This window comes from Flavobacterium rhizophilum (genome assembly GCF_046000485.1).
In the GTDB taxonomy this organism is placed as follows: Bacteria; Bacteroidota; Bacteroidia; order Flavobacteriales; family Flavobacteriaceae; genus Flavobacterium; species Flavobacterium rhizophilum.
Genome location: NZ_JBELQB010000004.1, coordinates 248,769 through 274,720, shown reverse-complemented (window position 1 = coordinate 274,720; position 25,952 = coordinate 248,769). Strand labels below are relative to the sequence as shown.

24 protein-coding genes are annotated in these 25,952 nt (G+C 38.0%); 20 read left to right on the top strand and 4 right to left on the bottom strand.

Annotated elements, in window-relative coordinates; translation table 11 throughout:
- Positions 1-14: 14 nt before the first annotated feature.
- The 6 genes from ABS768_RS07050 (at position 15) to porT (ending at position 3,549) form a co-directional block, all read left to right on the top strand.
- Complete coding sequence (locus ABS768_RS07050) at positions 15-839, top strand: thymidylate synthase (RefSeq protein WP_408074248.1); 825 nt, start codon at positions 15-17, stop codon at positions 837-839.
- A gap of 40 nt (positions 840-879) precedes the next feature.
- On the top strand, positions 880-1,257 hold the full coding sequence (locus ABS768_RS07045) for a 2TM domain-containing protein (protein WP_408074247.1): 378 nt from the start codon (positions 880-882) through the stop codon (positions 1,255-1,257).
- Positions 1,257-1,760, top strand: coding sequence for a dihydrofolate reductase (locus tag ABS768_RS07040; RefSeq protein ID WP_408074246.1), 504 nt, complete (start codon positions 1,257-1,259; stop codon positions 1,758-1,760). The genes ABS768_RS07045 and ABS768_RS07040 overlap by 1 nt, the downstream gene beginning before the upstream one ends.
- Positions 1,753-2,040: a hypothetical protein gene (locus tag ABS768_RS07035; RefSeq protein WP_408074245.1), complete on the top strand. Its 288-nt coding sequence runs from the start codon at positions 1,753-1,755 to the stop codon at positions 2,038-2,040. The genes ABS768_RS07040 and ABS768_RS07035 overlap by 8 nt, the downstream gene beginning before the upstream one ends.
- Positions 2,041-2,114: 74 nt before the next feature.
- Entirely contained in the window at positions 2,115-2,843 is a 729-nt protein-coding gene (ubiE, locus tag ABS768_RS07030; protein WP_408074244.1) for a bifunctional demethylmenaquinone methyltransferase/2-methoxy-6-polyprenyl-1,4-benzoquinol methylase UbiE, read from the top strand.
- A gap of 4 nt (positions 2,844-2,847) precedes the next feature.
- The gene (porT, locus tag ABS768_RS07025) at positions 2,848-3,549 is read left to right on the top strand and encodes a type IX secretion/gliding motility protein PorT/SprT (protein WP_408074243.1); all 702 of its coding nucleotides are present in this window, start codon (positions 2,848-2,850) and stop codon (positions 3,547-3,549) included.
- On the opposite strand, the gene ABS768_RS07020 is transcribed toward porT, so the two are convergent.
- Positions 3,536-4,276, bottom strand: coding sequence for a TrmH family RNA methyltransferase (locus tag ABS768_RS07020; protein ID WP_408074242.1), 741 nt, complete (start codon positions 4,274-4,276; stop codon positions 3,536-3,538). The two genes, porT and ABS768_RS07020, sit on opposite strands and share 14 nt — an antisense overlap.
- Positions 4,277-4,315: 39 nt before the next feature.
- Here ABS768_RS07020 and tamL point away from each other — a divergent pair, with 39 nt between their 5' ends.
- The 3 genes from tamL to accD are packed head-to-tail and all read left to right on the top strand — an operon-like array spanning position 4,316 to position 8,891.
- The gene (tamL, locus tag ABS768_RS07015; RefSeq protein ID WP_408074241.1) at positions 4,316-6,886 is read left to right on the top strand and encodes a translocation and assembly module lipoprotein TamL; all 2,571 of its coding nucleotides are present in this window, start codon (positions 4,316-4,318) and stop codon (positions 6,884-6,886) included.
- A gap of 47 nt (positions 6,887-6,933) precedes the next feature.
- Positions 6,934-8,001 (top strand): class II fructose-bisphosphate aldolase, encoded by a 1,068-nt coding sequence (gene fbaA / locus ABS768_RS07010; RefSeq protein WP_408074240.1) that lies wholly within the window; start codon positions 6,934-6,936, stop codon positions 7,999-8,001.
- A 35-nt stretch (positions 8,002-8,036) separates the two neighbouring features.
- Positions 8,037-8,891, top strand: a complete 855-nt coding sequence (gene accD / locus ABS768_RS07005) for an acetyl-CoA carboxylase, carboxyltransferase subunit beta (RefSeq protein ID WP_408074239.1) — start codon at positions 8,037-8,039, stop codon at positions 8,889-8,891.
- Positions 8,892-8,943: 52 nt separating this feature from the next.
- Here accD and ABS768_RS07000 read toward each other — a convergent pair whose 3' ends face one another.
- On the bottom strand, positions 8,944-10,194 hold the full coding sequence (locus ABS768_RS07000; protein ID WP_408074238.1) for an ABC transporter permease: 1,251 nt from the start codon (positions 10,192-10,194) through the stop codon (positions 8,944-8,946).
- A gap of 157 nt (positions 10,195-10,351) precedes the next feature.
- Here ABS768_RS07000 and purH point away from each other — a divergent pair, with 157 nt between their 5' ends.
- From purH to rodA, 6 genes are read left to right on the top strand one after another with little or no spacing between them, the layout of a single operon-like run.
- Positions 10,352-11,878 carry a bifunctional phosphoribosylaminoimidazolecarboxamide formyltransferase/IMP cyclohydrolase gene (gene purH, locus ABS768_RS06995; RefSeq protein WP_408074237.1) on the top strand — a complete coding sequence of 509 codons (1,527 nt, stop codon included), beginning with the start codon at positions 10,352-10,354 and terminating at the stop codon, positions 11,876-11,878.
- Between the two features lie 60 nt (positions 11,879-11,938).
- Complete coding sequence (locus tag ABS768_RS06990) at positions 11,939-12,967, top strand: rod shape-determining protein (RefSeq protein ID WP_035133962.1); 1,029 nt, start codon at positions 11,939-11,941, stop codon at positions 12,965-12,967.
- Positions 12,968-12,980: 13 nt separating this feature from the next.
- Positions 12,981-13,805, top strand: coding sequence for a rod shape-determining protein MreC (mreC, locus tag ABS768_RS06985; RefSeq protein WP_408074236.1), 825 nt, complete (start codon positions 12,981-12,983; stop codon positions 13,803-13,805).
- The gene (locus tag ABS768_RS06980; RefSeq protein ID WP_408074235.1) at positions 13,798-14,301 is read left to right on the top strand and encodes a rod shape-determining protein MreD; all 504 of its coding nucleotides are present in this window, start codon (positions 13,798-13,800) and stop codon (positions 14,299-14,301) included. Before mreC ends, ABS768_RS06980 begins: the two co-directional genes overlap by 8 nt.
- Entirely contained in the window at positions 14,298-16,148 is a 1,851-nt protein-coding gene (gene mrdA / locus ABS768_RS06975; protein WP_408074234.1) for a penicillin-binding protein 2, read from the top strand. The genes ABS768_RS06980 and mrdA overlap by 4 nt, the downstream gene beginning before the upstream one ends.
- Positions 16,148-17,404, top strand: a complete 1,257-nt coding sequence (rodA, locus tag ABS768_RS06970; RefSeq protein WP_408074233.1) for a rod shape-determining protein RodA — start codon at positions 16,148-16,150, stop codon at positions 17,402-17,404. Before mrdA ends, rodA begins: the two co-directional genes overlap by 1 nt.
- A 7-nt stretch (positions 17,405-17,411) precedes the next feature.
- On the opposite strand, the gene ABS768_RS06965 is transcribed toward rodA, so the two are convergent.
- Positions 17,412-18,521 carry an ABC transporter permease gene (locus ABS768_RS06965; RefSeq protein ID WP_408074232.1) on the bottom strand — a complete coding sequence of 370 codons (1,110 nt, stop codon included), beginning with the start codon at positions 18,519-18,521 and terminating at the stop codon, positions 17,412-17,414.
- An 8-nt stretch (positions 18,522-18,529) separates the two neighbouring features.
- On the bottom strand, positions 18,530-20,728 hold the full coding sequence (locus tag ABS768_RS06960; RefSeq protein WP_408074231.1) for a carboxy terminal-processing peptidase: 2,199 nt from the start codon (positions 20,726-20,728) through the stop codon (positions 18,530-18,532).
- 138 nt (positions 20,729-20,866) lie between these two features.
- On the opposite strand from ABS768_RS06960, the gene surE reads away from it, so the two are divergent.
- From surE to ABS768_RS06935, 5 genes are all read left to right on the top strand, one after another.
- Positions 20,867-21,649: a 5'/3'-nucleotidase SurE gene (surE, locus tag ABS768_RS06955; RefSeq protein ID WP_408074230.1), complete on the top strand. Its 783-nt coding sequence runs from the start codon at positions 20,867-20,869 to the stop codon at positions 21,647-21,649.
- Complete coding sequence (locus ABS768_RS06950; RefSeq protein WP_408074229.1) at positions 21,636-21,926, top strand: hypothetical protein; 291 nt, start codon at positions 21,636-21,638, stop codon at positions 21,924-21,926. Before surE ends, ABS768_RS06950 begins: the two co-directional genes overlap by 14 nt.
- Positions 21,927-21,971: 45 nt before the next feature.
- Complete coding sequence (lpxB, locus tag ABS768_RS06945; RefSeq protein WP_408074228.1) at positions 21,972-23,093, top strand: lipid-A-disaccharide synthase; 1,122 nt, start codon at positions 21,972-21,974, stop codon at positions 23,091-23,093.
- Between the two features lie 64 nt (positions 23,094-23,157).
- A complete protein-coding gene (locus ABS768_RS06940) occupies positions 23,158-23,868 on the top strand; it encodes a C40 family peptidase (RefSeq protein WP_408074227.1) in 711 nt (236 codons plus the stop codon).
- A gap of 35 nt (positions 23,869-23,903) precedes the next feature.
- Positions 23,904-25,919, top strand: a complete 2,016-nt coding sequence (locus ABS768_RS06935; protein WP_408074226.1) for a ComEC/Rec2 family competence protein — start codon at positions 23,904-23,906, stop codon at positions 25,917-25,919.
- The last annotated feature ends 33 nt before the right edge of the window (positions 25,920-25,952 follow it).

The following is a 25,952-nucleotide window of genomic DNA, read 5'->3' as shown; positions in this document are numbered from 1 at the left end:
CAAATAAACACACAATGAAGCAGTATTTAGATTTAGTGAAGCATGTAATGGAGAACGGAAACCAAAAAGGTGACCGTACAGGAACGGGTACTAAAAGTGTTTTTGGTTACCAGATGCGTTTTGACCTTAGCGAAGGTTTTCCGCTTGTTACTACAAAAAAGCTACACCTTAAATCTATTATATATGAGCTGCTTTGGTTTTTACAGGGCAACACAAATATTGGCTATCTAAACGAGAACGGCGTAAGGATTTGGGACGAATGGGCCGATGAGAACGGCGATTTGGGCCCCGTATACGGCCATCAGTGGAGAAACTGGGACAGCCAGGAAATAGACCAGATCAAAGAACTTATTGACACCTTAAAAAACAACCCTAACAGCCGTAGGATGCTTGTTAGTGCCTGGAACCCTAAAGTACTGCCGGATACTTCTAAATCATTTGCAGAGAATGTAGCCGAAGGTAAAGTAGCACTACCTCCATGTCATGCTTTCTTTCAGTTTTATGTGGCCGATGGCAAATTATCATGCCAGCTATACCAAAGGAGTGCCGATATCTTTTTAGGTGTTCCGTTTAATATTGCATCCTATGCATTGCTTACCATGATGATTGCACAGGTATGCGACCTTAAACCGGGAGATTTTGTGCATACTTTTGGTGACGCCCATATATACAACAACCACATGGAGCAGTTGCAACTTCAGCTAACCCGCGAGCCAAGACCGTTACCTAAAATGATACTTAACCCTAAGGTTAAAGACATTTTTGACTTTAAATTTGAAGACTTCACATTAACAGACTACGATCCGCACCCACATATTAAAGGAGTTGTGGCGGTGTAATTGTTTTTTTCCCTATCTTTAAGTTATATAATATTAACTTATGGAACCAAATCAACAGGAGTTGTATGAATATGCCCGCAAAAGGGTAAAGCAGAAGAAACGTGTTTACTTCCACTTTATACTGTTTTTTGTAGGCAGTATATTTTTATACATTATAAACAAATGGCTTAACGTAAACCCTGAAAAAGACTGGTATCTATGGGCTATTACCGCATGGGCATTCCTGTTTATAATGCACTTTATAAAAGTATTTGTAACCGAAAGTTTTATAAACAAGAAATGGGAACAGGAACAAATTGACAAGCTTGTAGCCAGGCAGGAACGCAGGATAAGTCAGCTTGAAAAGAAACTGGAGAAAGACAGCGAAAACGCACAAACAGAAACAGAAACCGACAATACTACTACCCCAACAGAATAATGACTATTACCCTTATAGCTGCAGCAGCAGAAAACAATGCTTTAGGAAAAGACAACCAGATGATATGGCACCTGCCGGACGATTTTAAACGCTTTAAGCAATTAACCTCCGGCCATTACATAATAATGGGTCGTAAAACTTTTGACAGCCTTCCGGGAATGCTTCCTAACCGTACTCATGTTATTATTACAAGACAACAGGATTACACAGCCGAAAACTGTATTATAGCTAACAGTCTGGAAGAAGCCATCAAGGCATGCCCGCAGGATGAGGAGGTATTCGTAATAGGTGGTGGTGAGATTTACAAACAGTCCCTACCGTTTGCTGATAAGATAGAACTTACCCGTGTACACGGCACCACTCCCGAAGCTGATGCTTTTTTCCCGGAGATTGACCCTAACAAATGGGAACTTACCGAAAAAGTATATCATCCAAAAGATGATAAACATAAGTTTGACTTTACGTTTGAGACTTTTGTGAAGAATACTGGTAAAAATGAATGATAACTTATTTGAAATAGAAAAGAATCAAAATAAAAACTGGAATTTATTTCTTTTTGATTTATCCTTTTCCATTCTTGATAAAAAACAGATTGTTCTCATAAATTATTCTGAAAAAAATTGTTGCTCATGGGCAATTGAATACACTTTTAAAAGAGCACTATATGATGGTAGAGATGATATATTCATAACACAAGTAAAAAACAAAGGTGAATGGATTAACACTCATACTTTTTTCAAAAAAGAATTAACTTATACATTATTAGAACTAAGTATTAAATAACCAATCCATATAGCTAATAATTAAAAACTGTTTTCCAAAAAACTATTTTTATCTTTGCGCCGTAAATATTTGCAATGTCACAAAACGTAACCCCCTATAAAGATTCCCAACTGGGAAAAAAAGAACAGGTAGCCCAAATGTTTGATACCATTTCAGGTAAGTATGACGGGCTTAACCGCGTGATTTCTTTTGGTATAGATGTTAAATGGAGAAAAAAGGTATTAAAACTGGTATCGGACACAAAACCCGAAACTGTTCTTGATATTGCCACAGGTACGGGCGACCTTGCCATTTTAATGACACAAACCGGAGCAAAAAAAATTACCGGACTTGACATTTCTGCAGGTATGCTTGAAGTAGGCCGTAAAAAAATAGCCGAAAGAAAGCTTGACGGTAAAATTGAAATGGTACTGGGCGACAGCGAAAATATTCCGTTTGAAGACAACAGCTTCGACGCGATTACCGTAGCTTTTGGGGTTCGTAATTTTGAAAACCTTGAAAAAGGACTTTCCGAAATTTTAAGGGTATTAAAACCGGGTGGTATTTTTGTAATACTGGAAACATCTGTACCTACAAAAACACCTTTTAAACAGGGATATAAATTCTATACCAAATACATATTACCACTAATAGGCAAACTGTTTTCTAAAGACAAATCGGCTTATGCTTACCTTAGTGAATCGGCCTCCGTTTTCCCTCATGGCGAAATGTTAAACAATATTTTGAGAAAAATTGGGTTTATAGAGGTGAAGAACAGACCACAAACAATGGGTGTGGCTACAATTTATTCCGCTTCAAAGTAATACAATGAAAAGATATTTAATATACCTTATCCTTATATGTGGTATGCAAGGTCATGCCCAGCTTAAAATATTTGGTAAAGACCCAATTATACACCTTGAGAATTTTGATAAACAAAGAGTTCACTGGGGTTATTTTTTAGGCTTTAACAGCTATGGCTTTAAAATGGATTATATAGATGATCCGGGTGCTGACATTGTAGTAAAACAAACTACCGGATTCAATGTAGGACTTGTAGGCAACCTTAGGATCATGGAACACCTTGACCTTCGTTTTGAACCGGGACTATATTACACTCAAAGAGACCTTACCTACCCTGATATTGAACGCCAGAGCGATGCTTTGAGACAGGCAAAATCGACTTATATCCATTTCCCATTATTACTTAAATTTTCTGCAAAAAGAACAGGAAATATAAAACCATACCTTGTGGGAGGTTTCTCAAAAACACTAAACCTTTCAAGTAATGCTTCATCTCTTGACGATAACTACTCAGGAACTTTCAGGATGAAAAAATGGACTACCAACTATGAAATAGGGTTTGGTATCGATTTATACCTGGAGTACTTTAAGTTCTCACCATCTATCAGAGGAGTATTTGGGCTTAACGACGAGCTTATTCGCGACAACAACCCCAATAGCCCGTGGACAGGAAACATAAACTCAATGAAAACAAGGGCTATTTTAATTAACTTTACTTTCCACTAAAAGAGCGCCTAAACTCGCTTAATATTATTGCAGTAGCTGTAGCCACATTCAGGCTTTCCGTTTTTTGCATGGCACCAAAACGTGGTATAGCAATTTTATCGGTAACGGTTTGCTCTATAGCTTCTGATATTCCGTTTGCCTCATTACCAAAAACAACAATACCGTTTTCAGGGAGTTGCTGGGTATAAATGTTTTCTCCGTCCATAAAAGTACCATATACAGATAGCGACGTATTTTTAAGATATTCTTCTAAATCAGTATAAACAACGTTCACTCTGCTTATGGACCCCATTGTAGCCTGCACCACTTTTGGATTGTAGACATCCACACATCCTTTAGAGCACACTAAATGAGTTACTCCAAACCAGTCACACATTCTTATAATTGTACCTAAATTACCGGGATCACGCACCTCATCGAGCGCAACTATAAGTCCGCCATCAGGCAATACATCATTTTCTTCCGGAATAAAAAAAACAGCTAAACAGGTGTTTTGTGTGGTTAGGGCACTAATTTTTTTCAGCTCGGCATCAGTCACTTCTACCCTTTTTGATTGAGGAATAGTATTAAAATCGTTTTGTGTGGTAAATAACTGATGTAATTCAAAATGTGAGTTTAACAGTTCTTCCACTACTTTAACACCTTCTGCAATGAACATTTTATGCTCCTTTCGGTATTTTTTTTGCTGTAAACCCGTTATTGTCTTAATTTGGTTTTTACTAACCATAAAAAATGTATTTTTGAATTACGATTTAGAGCCCTGCCCTTGAGAAATAAGATAACAAAAATAGCACTTATTATATTAACCGCTTCTGTTTTATTTTCATGTTCCCTGACAAAAAGGGTTCCTGACGATAAACAGTTATTGCGTGAAACCAATATAACCGTAAACGACAAAAAAGTAAATGACGAGGATGTAACCAATCAGCTATACCAGTTACCCAACAGCGATGTACTTGGACTTAACATCAGGCTGCACATGTACAACTGGGCAACTCCTAATCCTGATTCATCTTATCAGGCATGGTTGGACAGGAAGCCTAACCGTCGCAAAAGATACACTGCCTTACTTTCAGACAAGCAGGTTCAACGCTTAGGACAGTCATTTTTGGTTGCCGGCATGAGTAGTTTTCTTAAAAATGTTGGTGAACCTCCTGTTATTGTAGATGAAAAACGCACACAAAGATCGGCTTCGAGGTTAAGAGCACATTTTTTCAGACAGGGATATTTCCGCACCAAAGTAGATTATAAAATAGACAGCATAGGTGATAAAAAAGCAAAAGTAAGCTATGCAGTAAATACCGGAAAACCTTACATAGTAGACTCTATATCTACCCAAATTGCAACCCCGGTACTGGACTCACTTTACCAAAAAACGAAAGAAAAGTCCCTTATCAAAAAAGGCAAACAATACAACCAAAGTGATTTTTCGGGAGAGCGCGAAAGGATAACAAACTATTTCCTAAACCATGGGGTATACAACTTCCAGCCTAACTATGTTTCATACAACATAGACACAATTGGAACCGGTTACAAAGCAAACGTAGAATTATTAGTTACCGATGAGCTTATAAGAACTCAGGACTCTACCTACACAAGACCTTTTAAAATTTACACTGTTAAGGAGGTAAATATATACACCGAAAATCCAAACGGCGAAGAAAACCCTGTTATAGACAGTACAACCTATAAGGGTTTTAACATATACAGTAACGGAAAACTTAACTACAGGCCAAAAGCTTTGACCGACCCTGTATTTGTTACTCCGGGTAGTACGTATGCCGATTTTAGGCGCACACTTACTTACAGATACCTCTCTAACCTTAGTGTATTTTACTACCCTAAAATAATTTATGATGTAGACCCTAACGACTCTACAGGAACATCACTTATTACAAATATTTACCTTAAACCAAAAGATAAGTTTGATCTTTCTACCAGTGTAGACTTTAACCACTCCAACATTCAGGATTTTGGTATACAGGGTAATGTTACCTTATCTGCCAGAAATGTTTTTAGAGGAGCCGAGGTATTAAGTATCAGTACAAGAGGTAACATAGGTTCTTCAAGGGATCAGGCTATTAAGGACCGCTCTTTCTTCAATATCCTTGAATATGGTGCCGACTTAAGACTAACCTTCCCGCGAATATTTTTCCCTATCAATACCGACAGGGTAATCCGTAAGGAAATGATACCTTCTACAACTATGAGTTTTGGTATCAGCAGGCAGCAAAACATCGGTTTGGACAAAGAGAGTTTTACCGGAATATTAAACTACAACTGGACACCTAAAAGAAACGTTACCGCAAAACTGGACCTGCTTAACATACAATACATCCGTAATGTAAACCCGCAAAATTATTTTAACGTATACCAATCGTCATACTCACGATTAAATGGTTATGCATTGCAGTACCAGTCGCAGGTTAACCCTGATTATTTCACTACCAATCCGGATACAGGAGCAGAAGAGCTTATTATCGAGTCAGGAACCAATGGTTTTATAAACGACGTTAAAAATGAAAGCATAACAGTAAGTAACGAAGACTACAAAAGTATTAACAGCCTTGAAGAAAGAAGACAAAGGCTTACAGAAAACAACCTGATATTTGCTTCAAACTTTACTTATACCACAAGTACAAAAGAGAACCTCTTAGACAACACCTTTTTCATCTTTAAAACCAAACTGGAAACAGCAGGTAACTTCCTTACACTGCTTTCCAAATTACAGGGTGATAAAAACATGAACGAAAACGGGAGAAGAACATTTGTAAATGTGGAATACTCCCAGTATGTAAAAACAGAATTCGACTTTATAAAACACTTTGACCTTAGGCGCGGAAAAGTACTTGCCATGAGGGCATTTTTTGGTATCGCCATCCCTTACGGCAACTCTAACTCAATTCCGTTTACACGAAGTTACTTTGGAGGTGGATCTAACGACAACAGAGCCTGGCAATCTTACAGCCTTGGGCCGGGCCGAAGCGGAAGTCCTAACGACTTTAATGAAGCCAACTTTAAAATGGCTTACAGTGCCGAACTGCGTTTTAATATATTCGGGCAGTTAAACGGAGCCGTTTTTGGTGACGTGGGCAACATTTGGAATATTTTTGACAACGAGGAAGACGAAGACTATACCTTTAACGGTATTCAATCCTTCCGTGACCTGGCTTTTGGTTCGGGTTTTGGATTTAGATATGATTTTAATTTCTTTGTAGTCCGTCTGGATCTTGGTTTCAAAACATACAACCCTGGCAGGGAGGTAAACGACAGGTGGTTTAAAGAATATAATTTCTCCCACTCTGTCCTAAATGTCGGAATTAATTATCCGTTCTAAATTTAAAAATACTATTTTTGTAAATTAATTATAAAAAATTTAAATAAATGGCTCATAATATTAAACCCGGGGTTGCAACCGGAGATCAGGTTCAGGAGATCTTTAAGTACGCTAAAGAAAAAGGATTTGCTCTACCTGCTGTAAACGTAACGGGATCAAGCACAATAAACGGGGTACTTGAAACAGCTGCAAAATTAAAAGCACCTGTAATTATTCAGTTCTCTAACGGCGGTTCATCTTACAATGCCGGTAAAGGATTATCTAACGACGGACAGAAAGCAGCCATTTTAGGTGCTATTGCAGGAGCAAAACATATACATACACTTGCAGAAGCTTATGGAGCTACTGTTATATTACACACAGATCACTGTGCTAAAAACTTATTACCTTGGATAGACGGTTTACTTGATGCCAGCGAAGAACACTTTAAAGCTACAGGAAAACCACTTTTCAGCTCTCACATGATTGACTTATCAGAAGAGCCTCTTGAGGAAAACATAGAAATCTCTAAAAAATACCTTGAGAGAATGAGCAAAATGGGCATGACCCTTGAAATCGAATTAGGTATTACAGGAGGTGAAGAAGACGGAGTAGATAACTCTGACGTAGACAGCTCTAAACTATATACTCAGCCGGAAGAAGTAGCTTATGCTTATGAAGAATTAAGCAAAGTTTCTAACAGATTCACTGTAGCCGCTGCTTTTGGTAACGTACACGGTGTATACAAACCGGGTAACGTAAAACTTACACCAAAAATCCTTAAAAACTCTCAGGACTACATTCAGAATAAATACAACACTGGTGTTAACCCTGTAGATTTTGTTTTCCACGGTGGTTCAGGTTCTACACTTGAAGAAATCAGGGAAGCAATCACTTATGGTGTAATCAAAATGAACATTGATACTGACCTTCAGTTTGCATTTACAGAAGGTATCCGTGACTATGTTTCTAAAAATATTGAATATCTTAAAACTCAAATAGGTAACCCTGAAGGGGTCGATTCTCCAAACAAAAAATACTACGATCCTAGAAAATGGATGCGTGAAGGAGAACTTACCTTTAATGCAAGGCTTGCAAAAGCTTTTGAAGACCTGAACAACGTTAATACCCTATAATAATTAGGGCCGTATAACTAACTAATATTTGTAAAATGGCTTGGTTTAAAAGAACGGAAAAAGGAATACAAACACCAACCGAGAACAAGAAGGATGTACCTAAAGGATTATGGTACAAATCACCAACCGGTAAAATTGTTGATGCCGAAGAACTGGCAAAAAACTTTTATGTAAGCCCTGAAGACGGATACCACGTTAGAATAGGCAGTAAGGAATATTTTGAAATACTGTTTGATAATAACGAGTATGAAGAACTTGATGCCGATATGACATCAAAGGATCCTCTTAAGTTTGTGGACACCAAAAAATATGGCGATCGTTTAAAAGACGCTCAGGAAAAAACAAAACTTAAAGATGCCGTTAGAACCGGAGTAGGAAAATCTAAAGGAAAAGACATCGTAATAGCATGTATGGACTTCGCTTTTATTGGCGGATCTATGGGAGCTGTGGTAGGTGAGAAAATTGCACGTGCAATTGATCACTCTATCAAAAACAGGATTCCATTCCTTATGATATCAAAATCTGGTGGAGCAAGAATGATGGAGGCTGCTTATTCACTTATGCAGCTTGCTAAAACATCGGCTAAACTTGCTCAGCTTGCAGATGCTAAAATACCTTACATCTCTTTATGTACAGACCCTACAACAGGTGGTACAACTGCATCATACGCAATGCTTGGAGATGTAAACATTTCAGAACCGGGAGCTCTTATCGGGTTTGCAGGTCCGCGTGTAGTAAAAGACACTACAGGTAAAGACCTACCTGAAGGATTCCAAACTGCAGAGTTTGTATTAGAACACGGTTTCCTTGACTTTATCACTCCTCGTAAAGAACTTAAAGACAAGATTAACCTGTACCTTGACCTTATTCAAAATCAACCGATACGATAAATAAACAAAAAACCCTGCATAGCAGGGTTTTTTTATATGTACTTTTTTATAATTACATTCCGCTTCTTATAGCCTCTACAGGATCCAGCCTTGATGCCGAAACCGCAGGCAATATCCCCGAAACAAGCCCAATAGCTACAGATATACTCACACCCCAAATAATATTGGCCGCACTTAACACAAATTCAAAATCCAGCACTTTGGTTAAAACAGCCGCTATTACCCACACGAGTGCCATACCTACCAAGCCGCCAATTACACAAAGTATTACAGCCTCAAACAAAAACTGAAGTAATATAAACTTTCTTTTTGCTCCAAGTGCTTTTTGTATACCTATAAGATTAGTTCGTTCCTTAACCGATACAAACATAATATTAGCAATACCAAAACCTCCCACAATAATAGAGAAAAGGGCTATTATACCACCTCCCAGGTTAAGATTAAACACTATATCATCAATAAAATCAGTGAAACCCGAAAGTATATCAATCATAAAATTATCAATCTCACCGGCTTTAATACCCCTGTAGCTCCTTAACTTATAAGTCACTTCAGCCTTAACTTCTTCTCCCGTATATCCGGCCTTCGGCTTTATGATAATTATTGGCGTCATAAAATCATTATGATCCCCGTATTTACGACGTAAAAAGTTAACCGGAATAAACACCGCAGTATCATTATTCTCTCCAAAGCTCCCCTGCCCCTGCTTGTTCAAAACACCAATCACGGTAAATTTCTGACCATACATTCTTATCTTTTTCCCAACAGGATCAACACTTCCAAACAAGGCATCGGCCACTTCATACCCAATCACAATAACAGGCGTACCGGAAACCGATTCAGCCTCATTATAAAAGCGACCGTTAGATATATCAAGCTTTTGTATGTCGGTAAATTCATAAGATACCGGAACCACATTTATATCACTAACCGACTTGTCATTATACTTTACCACCTCCCTGTTTGTAAAAATCTGGTACGCCAGCTTATCAGCCATCGTTACCGATTCTTTCAAGTACTGGTATTCGGCATAAGTAACATCCGGGAATTGATCCCTTTTCCACCTTGGAACATTACTGGGTGCAAAAGAGAACCTTTTTAAATACATGGTATTCCTATCCACACTGCTAAGCTGTTCTTTAATTTGCCTGTCCATAGAGTCTACAGCAGCCCAAACGGCAATAATAGAAAATATACCTATGGTAACCCCAAGCAGCGACAAAAAGGTACGCAGCTTGTTGTTCCTAAGTGCATTTAGGGCAAATCCGAGGCTTTCTCTAAGCAAACGCAGGTATAACAGCATAACATTTTTTATTGAGTTGTGTAAAATTCAATATTTTTTTCGCAAAATCCTAAAAACTAAAAACATTAAAATAAAAAAAACATAAAATTATATGTTATATCTCTTTGAATGTTAGCCATACAATAACTACTTTTGCACCTTTAGAACACGCATCAAAATGAGCACAGTAAAAAACATTTCATCGGCCCTTATCTCTGTATTTGATAAAGACGGCTTAGAACCTATTGTAAGGAAACTACACCAACATTCAGTAACCATCTATTCTACCGGAGGAACAGAATCTTTTATCAGGGATTTAGGCATACCGGTTGTAGCCGTTGAAGACGTAACTTCTTACCCTTCAATACTTGGAGGACGAGTAAAAACATTACACCCAAAAGTTTTTGGAGGCATTCTTAACCGTCAGGACAACGAATCGGATGTACAGCAGATGAAAGAATTCGATATCCCGCAAATTGACCTGGTTATCGTTGACCTGTACCCTTTTGAAAAAACCGTTGCATCGGGAGCTCCTGAAGCCGATATTATTGAAAAAATCGACATTGGCGGTATTTCACTTATCCGTGCTGCGGCAAAAAACTTTAAAGACACTGTTATCGTTGCCTCTGTAGAGGAGTACAGCCTGTTTTTAGATATGATTACTAAAAACGATTGTGGTACTACAATCGAGGAAAGAAGACTACTTGCTACAAAAGCATTCCACGTTTCTTCAAACTACGATACTGCTATATTCAATTATTTTAACACAGACGATACTTACTACAAAGAGAGTATTGCTAACGGGCAGGTACTTCGCTATGGCGAGAACCCTCACCAAAAAGGTTTCTTCTTTGGCGAGTTTGACAAGATGTTCAGCAAACTTCATGGTAAGGAATTATCATACAACAACCTTCTTGATGTAGATGCTGCCGTTAACCTAATGCAGGAATTTAAAAACGACGACCCTACGTTTGCTATACTTAAACACAACAATGCTTGTGGTTTGGCTACAAGAAGTAATGTAAAAGAAGCGTATCTTGACGCTCTTGCAGGCGATCCTACTTCTGCTTTTGGAGGCGTACTTATCTCTAACTCAAAAATAGACAAGGCTGCTGCCGATGAGATTAATAAGCTTTTCTGTGAAGTTGTTATCGCTCCGGCTTATGACAATGACGCCCTTGAGGTACTTCAGGAAAAGAAAAACAGAATTATTTTAATCCAAAATGAAGTGGAACTACCTGCTAAACAGATTAGAACATGTTTAAACGGATTATTAGTTCAGGATAAAGACAATATTACAGATAATAAAGAGCATTTAAAAACCGTTACAGTAACTTCACCTACTGAGCAGGAAGTGGAAGACCTGCTGTTTGCTTCAAAAATCTGTAAGCATACAAAATCCAATACCATCGTTTTTGCTAAAAACAAACAGCTGTTTGCCAGCGGTACCGGACAAACGTCTCGTGTAGATGCTTTAAGGCAGGCTGTAGAAAAAGCAAACTCATTTAACTTTGACCTTAACGGCGCTGTAATGGCAAGTGATGCGTTTTTCCCGTTCCCGGATTGCGTTGAAATGGCTAAGCAGGCAGGAATTACTGCTGTAATACAACCGGGAGGCTCAATTAAAGACGAATTGAGTATAAACTACTGCAATGAAAATAATGTTGCAATGGTATTTACAGGAACACGTCATTTTAAACATTAATTTGTTATTTTTGTTTGTGCATCTTATTTTAAATAAACTAAACCCTGAGGAATAAAAAGTATGGGATTTTTTGATTTCATGACCGAGGACATTGCGATTGACCTTGGTACCGCAAACACCCTGATTATACATAATGACAAAGTTGTTATTGACAGCCCGTCTATAGTAGCGCGGAACCGTGTTACCGGTAAAATAATTGCCGTTGGTAAAGAAGCCAATATGATGCAGGGTAAAACCCATGAAAACATCAAAACCATACGTCCGCTTAAAGACGGGGTTATTGCAGACTTTGCTGCATCGGAAGAAATGATAAAAATGTTTATCAAAAGTATTCCGGCTTTAAAAAAGAAACTGTTTCAACCGGCCCTTCGCATGGTTATCTGTATCCCTTCGGGTATTACCGAAGTGGAGATGCGTGCAGTAAAAGAATCTGCCGAAAGGGTAAACGGTAAAGAAGTATACCTAATCCACGAACCTATGGCTGCGGCCATAGGTATTGGTGTGGATATCATGCAGCCTAAGGGTAACATGATTGTAGATATAGGTGGTGGTACTACCGAGATTGCTGTTATAGCACTGGGCGGTATTGTATGTGACAAGTCGGTTAAGATTGCGGGTGACGTTTTCACTAACGATATTGTTTACTACATGAGAACCCAACATAACCTTTTTGTTGGTGAGACAACTGCCGAAAAAATCAAAATTCAGATTGGTGCTGCCCTTGAAGACCTTGAGTCTCCACCGGAGGAAATGTCTGTTCAGGGTCGTGACCTTTTAACAGGTAAGCCAAAACAGGTTGATGTTTCATACCGTGAAATCGCCAAAGCCCTTGACAAGTCTATCCAGCGTATTGAGGATGCTGTTATGGAAACACTTTCACAAACTCCTCCTGAGCTTGCTGCCGATATTTATAATACCGGTATATACCTTGCAGGTGGTGGTTCGATGTTAAGAGGACTTGACAAGCGTATATCACAAAAAACAGACTTGCCGGTTTACATCGCCGAAGACCCGTTAAGAGCGGTTGTACGCGGTACCGGAATGGCACTTAAAAACATCGAGAAATTCAGGAGCATACTTATCAAATAAACAGCAATAGTTCATGCAGCAAATATTTAATTTTATATTTAAAAACAGTATCTTATTACTGTTTTTGCTGCTTTTAGGCATATCGTTATCGCTGGTATTTCAGTCCCACTACTATCACAGGAGCAGGGCTGTTACATCGGCTAACGCTATATCTGGCTATACCTACGAAAAAATAAACGACGTAGAACAGTATTTCAGCCTTAAAGAACAAAACGACAAGCTTGCTACCGAAAACGCAACATTAAAACAATTACTATACAACAGTCAGGATACTATCGATATTCCAGTTATACAGAAACCACAGGGACTGGATAATTTTACCGTTATACAGTCTAAAGTAATATCCAACTCTTACAACAATTACGAAAACTACCTTACAATTAACAGCGGTACTAACGACGGTGTTAAGCCGGACATGGGGGTTGTAAGCAGCTTAGGTGTTGTAGGTATAATAGAGAATACATCAAAAAATTATGCCACGGTAATCAGTATACTAAACTTAAAATTTAAGCTGGATGCCAAAATTAAAGGCAGTAACCACTTCGGCACCCTGAAATGGGATGCAAAAAATACAGGCTATGCCCAGCTTACCGAAGTACCAAGACTGGCATCTGTAAAAAAAGGTGACACTATTGTAACTGGTGGAAGATCGGTAATATTCCCGGAAAATATTCCAATAGGCAAAATCGAAAATATTTTCAGGGATACCAAAACAAATTACTACACCCTAAGTGTTAGGCTGTTTAATGACATGACTAACCTTGACCACGTATACATTATAGAAAACAAAGACTTACAGGAGATAAGAGACCTGGAAGCCCGTACCGGAGATGAATAGCACAGTTATAGGCAACATATCACGATTTGTCCTTTTGATGGCAGCACAGATTCTTGTTTTCAACAAAATGGAACTGTTTGGCTACACCGCATTTCCGTATATATTATATATCCTTTTATTTCCTGTTAACGGCAATAAAGCCGTATTGCTTATTACTGCTTTCTTTTTAGGACTTACTCAGGATATCTTTTTAAACACATCAGGACCACATGCGGCTGCCTGTGTTTGTTTAGCCTACTTCAGGCCCGCTTTTTTTAGATTTTCATTCGGTATCAGTTACGAATATCAAACCATAAGAATAAATGACCGCCTTACGCCCGAACGTTTTTCATTTATTCTGATTTCAGTTGTAACACACCATTTAATTTTATATCTTTTGGAGTTATTAAGGTTCTCTCTTATCATAGACACCCTGATAAGAACGGTTGCAACAACTGCTTTCACCTTAATTCTGTGTATTACCATAATTTATTTAATTAAGCCGGGCAAACAATGAGAAAGATTTTACTGCCAGCCATAATTATAGCTGCAGCGCTGCTGATAACAGTCAGACTTTATTATTTACAAATACTTGACGACTCCTACATTGAGGCATCGGATAACAATGCCGTTAAAATAAAATACGAATACCCTGAGCGAGGTTATATATACGACCGTAACGGAGAGCTACTGGTAGCTAACCAACCTTCATACGACATTATGGTAACCCCAAATGAAATGAAGGATACTGATACGCTTGAAATATGCAGCCTTCTAAGCATTACAAAAGAAGAGTTTATACGAAAAGTTGAAAAGGCTAAAGTATACAGCCCAAGACTACCCTCTATCTTTTTAGCTCAACTGAACAAAAAAGAGTTTGCCGCTTTTCAGGAAAAAATACGACGTTTTAAAGGTTTCGACATTGTTAAACGTTCACTAAGAGATTATCAGGTAAACGAAGCAGCCAATGTTTTTGGCTACATCCAGCAGGTTAATGATTATATTATTCAAAAAAATCCATATTACAAAAGCGGCGACCTTATAGGGAGACAGGGAGTTGAAGAAATGTATGAGGACGTACTTAGAGGTGTTAAAGGTGTAAAACGTATACAGCGAGATCGGTTTGGAAGGGAAATAGGACCTTTTAAAGATGGTATGTATGATACTATTGCCGTAAAAGGAAAGGATATCACATTAACACTCGATGCCGAACTTCAAAAATATGGTGAATCACTAATGTTTGAAAAGCGCGGCGGTATTGTTGCTATCGAACCTAAAACCGGTGAAATACTGGCATTGGTTACCGCTCCTAGTTACGACCCGGCAATACTTGTAGGGCGCAAACGCTCAGAGAACTACACCAAATTATCCAGAGATACTATAGCTGTACCCCTATTTGACCGTGGACTTTTAGCGGAATACCCCCCGGGCTCTCCGTTTAAAATACTTACCGGACTTATAGGACTACAGGAAGAAGTAATTGATGAGAACACCACATTTATTTGCCACCACGGTTTCTTTTATGGTCGCGGAGCGTTTATGAAGTGCCACGATAGTGGTCCGTCAAAACTGCATAACGGTATATATAACTCCTGTAACACCTACTTTGCGAGTACCTACAAACTAACTATAGATAAGTACGACAAACCGAAAGACGGTATGGATGCGTGGAGCAACCATTTAAAGAGCTTCGGGCTTGGTAACTTTTTAGGCTATGACCTCCCTCCGGGAAGAAGAGGGTTAATACCTGATGGTGATTACTATAACCGCTACTATCCTAATGGCGGATGGAGAAGTACAACCACCATATCAAACGCTATTGGGCAGGGTGAGATTAAAATGACCCCTATCCAGCTGGCAAACATGATGGCTACTGTAGCTAACGAGGGTTATTATTATACCCCTCACATTATTAAAAGTATTCAGGATGGTAAAATTGATGACAAGTTTACCACCAAGCATGTAACCACTATTGACAAAGAGTATTTCAAACCTGTTATAGACGGGCTGTATGATGTATATAACTTAGGTACTGCAAAAAGCCTTCGTGTTGAAGGGATTGAAATTTGTGGTAAAACGGGTACAGCAGAGAACTATGCCAAAATCAACGGTAAAAGGGTAAAACTACAGGATCACTCGGTATTTGTAGCATTTGCCCCAAGGCACGACCCTAAAATTGCTATCGCTGTATTTATTGAAAACGGATACTGGGGTGCACGTTGGGCAGGACCTATTGCCAGCCTTATGATAGAGAAATACCTTAAGGGCGAAATAACACGTAAGGACCTGGAAACAAAAATGCTTACACAGGGGCTTAAAGAAGAATATGATAAAGTTATAAACGGATACTATAATAACAAGTAATGAGAAACCAGAGTGTAATTAATAATGTTGACTGGCCTTTAATTTTCCTTTATACTGCATTGGTATTACTGGGCTGGATGACTATATACTCTGCTTCGCTACCTACTAACCCCGGTTCCATTTTTGACCTGAGCGAAATTTATGGTAAGCAAATGCTTTTCATAATGATGTGTATCCCTTTGATAAGCGTTATACTAATGCTCGATGCTAAAATCTATGAGAAGTATTCCCTTATATTTTACATACTCTCACTCATACTCCTTGCCGGACTGTTTGTAGCCGGTAAAACAATAAAGGGGCAAACCAACTGGTATGCCTTTGGAGGCTTTAGTATACAGCCATCTGAATTTGCCAAGATAGCCACTTCACTTATACTTTCTAAATACCTGAGTGATGTACAGATAAATTTAAAGACTACCAACAATCAAATGGTAGCTTTTGGTATTATAGCAATGCCTGTATTACTTATCATGATGCAGCCCGATGCCGGTAGTGCCATGATATTTTTATCCTTGGCTTTTGTACTGCACCGTGAAGGCTTACCGTCATGGTATTTATGGACAGGCTTTTTTGCAATATTGTTATTCCTTTTGGCATTACTTATAAAATTACAGTTTCTGGTAGTCTATATTATTGCCGGAATTATTATCCACTATGTACTGAACAGGAAAAACAAAAGAAACATATTTCTTTATGCTATAACCTTAATCACGATGATAGGCTTTACCTTCTCGGTAGACTATGTTTTTAACAATGTACTGGAAGAACATCAAAAAGACCGTATCAATGTACTTTTTGACAAGAATGTAAACATTCAGGCAGAAGGTTACAACCTGAACCAATCGATGATTGCTATTGGATCGGGTTCCTGGACAGGTAAAGGATACCTAGAAGGAACACAAACCAAAGGTAAGTTTGTGCCCGAACAGCACACTGATTATATTTTTACCACTGTAGGTGAAGAATGGGGATTTGCAGGTTCAATGGTTGTAATCGTACTGTTTGTAACCCTACTACTACGTATACTATACCTCGCAGAAAGGCAAAAATCACGCTTTAGCCGAACGTATGGCTATTGTGTGGCAGCATTGCTGTTTACACACTTTTTTGTTAACATAGCGATGCTTATAAAGCTTTTCCCAACTATCGGTGTACCGCTTCCGTTTTTCTCTTATGGAGGATCAAGCTTATTTGCCTTTACTACCCTACTGTTTATATTTATAAAACTGGATGCTAATAAGGTTAATGAGTGGTAAGATCTTTCTACTCGGCTTTCACATCAAGTGCATCCCTCAAGGCATTACCCACCATCATAAAGGCAAGCACCAATAATAACATGGCTATACCTGGCGCTAATGCCAAATAGGGCTTACCTAAAATAATATAGTTGTAGTGATCTTTAATCATACCTCCCCAACTTGGCACGGGCGGCTGTGCTCCAAGCCCTAAAAAGCTAAGCCCGCTTTCCACCAGAATTGCCGAAGCAAAATTGGCAGCCGATATTACTATAACCGGAGCCATACTATTAGGCAGTATATGATTAAATATTATCCTGACATTGTTATATCCTAAAGCCTTGGCAGCTGTTACAAACTGCATTTGTTTAATACTCATAACCTGTCCCCTAACCACACGGGCAACCTCTACCCACATAGTAAGCCCTACAGCTACAAAAACCTGCCAGAATCCTTTTCCTAAAGCCAGTGTAATAGCTATTACCAAAAGCAGTGTAGGTATAGACCAGATTATATTTACCAGCCACATTACAAAAGCATCTACCTTACCACCAAAAAATCCGGCAATGGCACCAAAAAATATCCCCACAATGAGCGATATAAATACGGCTACAAAACCAATGGCAATAGATACTCTTGAACCAACAATAAGCCTACTTAACAAATCCCTGCCCTGACTATCGGTCCCCAGAATAAACTTCTGCTCCTTTATAAAATTGGCCTTAATAGTTTCGGGGTCATTTGTACCAAATATCGTAAGCGGAACTGTTTTGTTTACAGCCAGATCAGAATCATTGGCATATTCGGTATAAGTAAGGCTATCACCCTTTATCTCGTATCCGAGTATAGGCACTTTAGGCTGAATAAACTCTTTCCCTTTAAAATAATCAGAGAGGTATGTTTTCTCCGTTTTTCCCTGCACAGGCAGTGTAAGCATCTCTACTTTAAAGCCCGGTGACTTAGAATGAATAGACAAATCTCCCCAGTTGGCATTTTTGGTACTATCAGGTGCAAATACATAAGCAAACACAGCGATAAATACCAAAATCAAAATGAATGATAAACTTAAAACGCCCCAAAAGTTCTTTTTAAACTTTTGGAGCGCTAAAATTGTGAGGGATTGATTATTTCTACTCATTAAAACTGTTATCGTGTTTTAATAGGTTTTTCTTTTTTATTAAGGGTAACCGCTGTTTTAGCTGATTTATCCTGCATGTCGCCAAGTACGTTTATTGCCTCTTCAACATAAACATCTTTAGCAAGACTTTCATACCATATTTCTTTTTTCTCTGCAAAAGCAGGGTCTTTATCAAAAATTGCCTGTTCGTATGGAAGCGGTTTAAACTCAAGTCCGTTTTTGTAATCAGAAATAGCTTTAAACTTTTTGGTAATATCTTCGGTCTTTTTAAGCTCTGCCTTAAATTTATCAATATTCAGGTCAAACTGATTGTCATCTTTTTTAGCGTCAATCCATTTTGCATTTTCGTCAATAAGCTTAAACTGCTCATTTTTAGAAATCCTGTCATTGCTTTTAGCAATTACTAAATCATAATTATTTTTAAACGGCTTATATGAAGCTGCATCTATTTTATCCCAAGGCATAGCCGTTTCGCTATCACGTTCACCCATTTGCAGGTAAGCATACCTATCCGGCATTACGATATCACTGTAAACACCTTCTCTTTGAGTAGAACCACCGTTAATTCTGTAAAATTTCTGTGTAGTAGTTTTAAGCGCACCAAGGTCTCCCATTGAGTTACCTCTAACAAACTGGTTAAGGTCAATTACATTTTGTACGGTGCCTTTACCATAAGTATGCCTGCTACCTAGTATTAGCCCACGGTTATAATCCTGAATAGCCGCAGCAAAAATCTCTGAAGCCGAAGCCGAGAAGTTGTTCACCAAAACCACAAGCGGTCCGTCCCACTCTACTTTAGTACCTTTATCCTCTAAAACCTCTTTGTTTTTGTTAGACGATTTAACCTGAACAACAGGTCCTTCCGGCACAAATAAACCTGTCATATCTACAACAGTTCTAAGTGAACCACCACCGTTATTCCTTAAATCGATAACAATACCGTCTACTCCATATTCTTTTAATCTGATAACTTCCTGCTTAACATCTTTAGCAGCATCACGGTTATCTTTATTTTCAAAGTCAATATAGAACTTAGGCAGGTTAATGATACCATATTTTTTGCCGTCTTTCTCTACAACGCTCGATTTAGCATAGGTCTCTTCAATCTCTACTACCTCTCTCACTATAGGAATAACTTCAATACTACCGTCTACTTTTTTAACCGTTAAGCGAACCTCAGTCCCTTTAGGGCCTTTAATTTTCTTAACCACATCGTCAAGACGCATACCTGCAATATCAACAGGCTCCTCTTCACCCTGTGCCACTTTCATAATAAGGTCTCCCTGTTCAAGCTCCTTACCCCTCCAGGCAGGACCGCCAGGTATAAGTTCAGATATCTCTACATAATCACTTTTCTTTTGCAGCCTAGCACCAATACCTTCAATAGAACCTCTCATACTGGTATCAAACTTCTCCTTATCATCAGGAGCAAAATAGAACGTGTGTGGGTCAAACCTCTCTACAATAGAATTAAGGTAAATGCTAAACCACTCATCACGGGTAAGATCGTCAATAAACTCAAAATACTGATCTAGTGATTTACGGCTTGATTCGCGTGCTTCTTTCTCAAGCTCATCAAAAGACTTCATTTCAGGCTTTTCAGCTTTCTCTTTTTCTTCAGCCGATTTCTTGTTATAGGTTTCAAGATTTTTCTCCTGTACCTTTTGTTTATCTGTTATAGATGAAAGCACAGAAAGTTTAAGTTGTTTTTCCCAACGTAACTTTAGTTCTTCTTTAGATTTAGCATATGGCTTATGCTCATAATCGGCATCAAAAGTTTCATCAATACTATAATCAAAAGGTTTATCCAGTATATCTTTATAGATATCTTCAGACTCTTTTAATCGTTGTACCAGTTTAGTATAAGTAAGATCAAAAAAAGCAAGATTCTGAGTATTGATCATATCATCAATCTGAGTTTCATATTTCGAAAACTCATCAATATCTGACTGTAGGAAAAAACGTTTAGAAGGATCAAGTCCTTCTATGTAATCTTTATATACTCCTTTAGAGAAATCGTCGTTTATAGCAGCCGGATCATAATGTCCTTTCTCAATAACAAATGTTATAAGTTCCAGTAATAGCTTGTCCTTATCTGGATCTGATTCTTTTTTCCCGGGGATAAAACTAAGTAGTGCCACCGCAAGTACGGCAACAAACATCAGTATTTTATAGTTTCTTTTCATAAATTCCAAAATAGCTTTCATTATGTAATCTGTATAAAAAAGCGTGCCAAAAATTCAAACGGCATGAGTTAACTTCAATAAAAATAAAGGGCACGAAAGCAAAAATGCTTATTTTAGCTAACGTAAAAGTACAATACTTATTTTGATTTTACTAAAAGCATGAAGAAAAAACCGCTAATACTGGTTACTAACGACGACGGTATTTCCGCGCCCGGAATAAGAGCATTAATATCGGTAATGAAAACTATAGGTGATGTTGTGGTAGTGGCGCCTGACAGTCCACAATCTGCTACAGGTCACGCCATAACCATAAACAGCACACTATCTATCAATAAAATAAACATTGATCCCGATGTTGACAGCGAATACAGCTGCTCGGGAACCCCGGTAGACTGTGTGAAATTTGCCGTAAACGAAATACTGGACAGAAAACCCGACCTATGCGTATCGGGTATTAATCACGGGTCCAATTCATCCATAAATGTAATTTATTCGGGAACACTAAGTGCCGCTGTAGAAGCCGGTATTGAAGGTATACCTGCCATAGGCTTCTCATTACTGGATTACAACTGGAATGCCGACTTTGAACCAGCTAAATCGTTTATAAAAAAAATAACCCTACAGGTGCTTGCTAACGGATTGCCGGAAGGTGTTATCCTTAATGTAAACTTCCCTAAACTGAAGGAAAATGAGATTAAGGGCATTAAAATATGCCGACAGGCAAAAGCCATGTGGATGGAGGAGTTTGACAAAAGACAAAACCCTCAGGGACGTGATTATTACTGGCTAACCGGAAAATTTGTAAATCTTGACAATGGCGAAGACACTGACGAATGGGCTCTGGAAAAAGGCTACATTTCCATAGTACCGGTTCAGTTTGACCTAACTGCACATCATGCCATACAACAATTAAATTCGTGGAAATTAAATGAAACTAAGTAAATATATACAGGTTGCCATTGGTATAATTATTGGACTTGTTATTGCATCACTAGGCATATTTTTATACCTAAAATATGTGGAATCTACTACAGGAAATAACCTAAACGATACTATCACTGCGATTAAGTCTCAGGGCGTAATGGGTAAAGTAATTACCATTGGCGCAATACCTAACCTCCTAATATTTTTCCTGCTGCTGCGATTAAAAAAAGATATGATGGCATGGGGCATAATAATTGCTACTGCTATTTTAACTTTAATTACAGTATTTGTATAAAAAAGGCTGATTAAATTAAGTACTTTTGATTTATAAACACTAAGCATGAAATATTACATTATAGCCGGTGAAGCTTCGGGAGACCTGCATGGTTCCAACCTTATGAAAGAACTGCACAAACAGGACCCGGAAGCAAACATACGCTTTTGGGGAGGTGACCTTATGCAGCAGGCAGGCGGAACTCTGGTTAAGCATTACCGTGACCTGGCATTTATGGGATTTGCAGAGGTAGTAGCCAACCTGCGTACTATTTTAGGTAATATTAAATTTTGTAAGGAAGACATATTGAGCTTTAAGCCTGATGTAATTATTTTTATAGACTACCCCGGTTTTAATATGCGCATAGCCAAATGGGCAAAAGAACTGGGCATTAAAACACACTACTACATTTCCCCACAAATATGGGCCTGGAAGGAAAACAGGATTAAAGCCATTAAGAGGGATGTAGATCACATGTATATCATACTTCCTTTCGAAAAGGATTTTTATGAAAACAAACATCAGTTTGCCGTCGAGTTTGTAGGACATCCGCTAATTGATGCCATTCACAACCGTAAACCAACCGATGCTGAAAGCTTTAAAAAAGAACATAATCTTGACGATAAACCTGTTATTGCACTTTTACCGGGCAGCCGTAAGCAGGAAATTTCGAAATTACTTAGCGAAATGCTTTCTATAGTGAAGGATTTTCCAGACTATCAGTTTGTAATTGCCGGGGCTCCTTCACAGGATTATGAGTTCTACAAGCAGTTTCTTAAAAACAATAACGTTCATTTTATAAGCAACAAAACTTATGACCTTTTGAGCATTGCCTATGCTGCTTTGGTAACATCGGGTACCGCTACACTGGAAACAGCACTCTTTAAAGTACCCGAAGTCGTATGCTATAAAGGCGGCTGGATATCTTATCAGATAGCCAAACGTATTATCACCCTAAAGTTTATTTCACTGGTTAACCTTATCATGGATCGTGAGGTGGTTAAGGAACTTATACAGGGAGAGTGCAACCGCAAGAATATCAAAAAGGAGTTGCAAAAAATACTGGACCCCGAACACAGGAAGAAAGTACTTGCCGACTATGACTTACTTGAACAGAAACTGGGCGGCGAAGGTGCCAGCCAAAAAACAGCTCAACGAATAATTAAGCATTTGAACGAGGGAAAATAAAATCCATACTTTTATTTTTATATTTGTGTATCATCCAACTGTAAAAATAACTAAACAACAACCTTTGAAAAAATTAGTATCCATATCCCTTTTCCTATTACTGGCGCTTTCATGGAAAGCTTCGGGACAGATAATAACATCTAAGGAAGAAGCTGTGGAGAAAGGATTATATTCTTATAGCGAAGTGCCCGGCAGCCTTGACATAACTTCAGGCAGTAGCGGAAGCCAAAGTAGCGGCACTGAAAGATCAAAGAAAAAGAAAAAGCACAGAAGCAAAAAGAATGAGTCGGTAAACGAACCAACTACACAACCTGTTACTGTTGCTAAAAAAGAAATAGAACTGGACGAAAATGATTACGGTTTTGTTTCTGATTTCTCCTTAGAAAATTACACTCAAATCCAGATTGTAAATAATGCAATGGATTTTGAAGGTGTACGCTACAGGACGGGCGGAACAACTAAAGACGGAATGGACTGTTCAGGACTCGTATTCACTACGTTTAAAATATTTGACATTTCGCTTCCACGAAGTTCTTACGAACAGGCAAAGGTTGGCGAAGAAATTAAACTATCTGAAGTGAAACCCGGCGACCTGCTTTTCTTTAAAACAAACCGTCGCAAAAAAACTATTAATCACGTAGGTCTGGTTACATCTGTAGAAAACGGCGAAATCCTTTTTATACATTCAACACTTAGTTTAGGCGTTACTATTTCTTCAATGAGTGAGGAATATTATACGAAAAGTTTTGCTCAGGCTAACAGAATACTTAACTAATAACTCCCTTTTATAAAAACTAACTTTTACTATCTTTGGGCAATACCTTACCTAAAGAGATGATAATAGCATTACTAACACTATTTTTTGCTGTAGGCATTATTGCCGGCTATTACATAAACCCTCCTGTCAGTTCAGCATTATATTTCTTAATCATTGCCTTATCGTTTTTCTTATTCATCTATCGGAAAAGCAAAAACCAACTAATACAAAAGCCTTACTTTTCCATAAGTACATGGTTACTGGTATTCAGCTTCGGGATACTATCTTATACTATACACCATACTCCTGACCAAAAACGGCATTACTCTCATTATTTAACTGATAATGCAATTATTGAAGGTACAATAACTCACCGATTAAAACCTACCGAATTTTCTGAAAGGTATTATTTTGAAATAAGTCGGATAGATCATCTTAAAACAAATGGCAGAATATTACTCAGCTCAAAGCAGAAAAAGTTCAGCCCCGGAGATAAACTAATTATTACAGAAATACCAAAACCCATAAATAGCCCCCTTAACCCCTATCAGTTTGATTATGCTGCTTACATGGAAAAACAAAATGTTTTTCATCAACTAAACCTTACCAATAACTACATTATTACAGGTAAGAACAAAAGTTTCAACTATTATCTTGACCAGATAAGAAACAGGCTAATAGGGAGTTTTAATCATGATATTTTCACCTCAAAAGAGATTGCTTTATTAAATGCTTTACTGCTGGGACAACGGCAGGACTTGAGCCCGGAAACAACAGAGACATTTGCTTCGGCGGGAGCCATACACATACTTGCTATATCAGGACTACATATTGCAATTTTGTTTTTCCTGCTTAACCTGATATTAAAACCATTGAACAGATTACCAAAAAGAGGTAAAACAATACAACTGATTTTATTATTACTATTCCTTTGGGGATTTGCTATACTTTCGGGTTTATCACCATCGGTAGTCAGGGCCGTTATAATGTTTAGTTTTATCAGTATTGGTCAATATCTAAACAGAAAAAGCAGTATGATGAATTCGGTAGCCATATCCATGCTGATTATACTCCTGTTCAATCCAAAACAGCTTTTTGACGTGGGTTTTCAGTTAAGCTACACGGCAGTTATAGCTATTATTGTTTTAAGGCCTGTTTATAAAAATATAAAGTTTTCCAAATACAGGGCTGTAAACTATTTTACCGACATTGCCCTCATATCTATCATAGCACAGTTAAGTACCCTCCCTTTATGCCTTTATTATTTCAATCAGACACCATTACTATCTGTAGTAACAAACATTATCGTTGTCCCTTTAACCGGACTATTACTAACCTTCGGTCTCCTAACTTTATTATTAAACTTTATCAGCTTACACTTAGCGAATGTAACAGGAGCGATCTTAAAATGGCTTATACAAATTCTTAATAGCTATACCGAATGGATTGCCGGCTTTGACAGCTTCACCATCAAAGAGATCACATTCCCTTTGTTATTTTCAATTACGCTTACTTTGGCAATTATTGCATTTGGTATATGGTTAAGAAAACCGACATTTAAAACCACAATAACCGTATTAACTTGTTTTATATTTTTTCAGATTAGCTATTTGGGCTATAAAACCTACATGAATAACAAAAGTGAACTGATTGTATTTAACAACTATAATGAATCAGTTATCAGTATAAAAGACCGTAACAGATTAACCATTCTCTGCAACGACACTACAGCATATCCTATAAAAACAATTAAACCTTATCTCACAGCCTCTTTTAACCCAAAACCCATACTAACTCAACTCAACACATTATTATGGTTTAAAGGGCAAAAAATAGCCATTATTGAACCTAACACCATTTATCCCGAAAACCTGAATCCTGATATAATACTATTAAGCCACTCCCCTAAAATAAACCTTGAAAAAGTAATTAACGAAATGAAACCGAAAACAATTATTGCAGACGGCACTAATTACAGGAATTTAATACAACACTGGAAAGCTACCTGCCATAAACAAAATATCCTTTTCCATGCTACTGCAGAAAAAGGATATTATAAACTTGAATAAATAATTAATCACTAAAAAATCCCTTTTCACTGA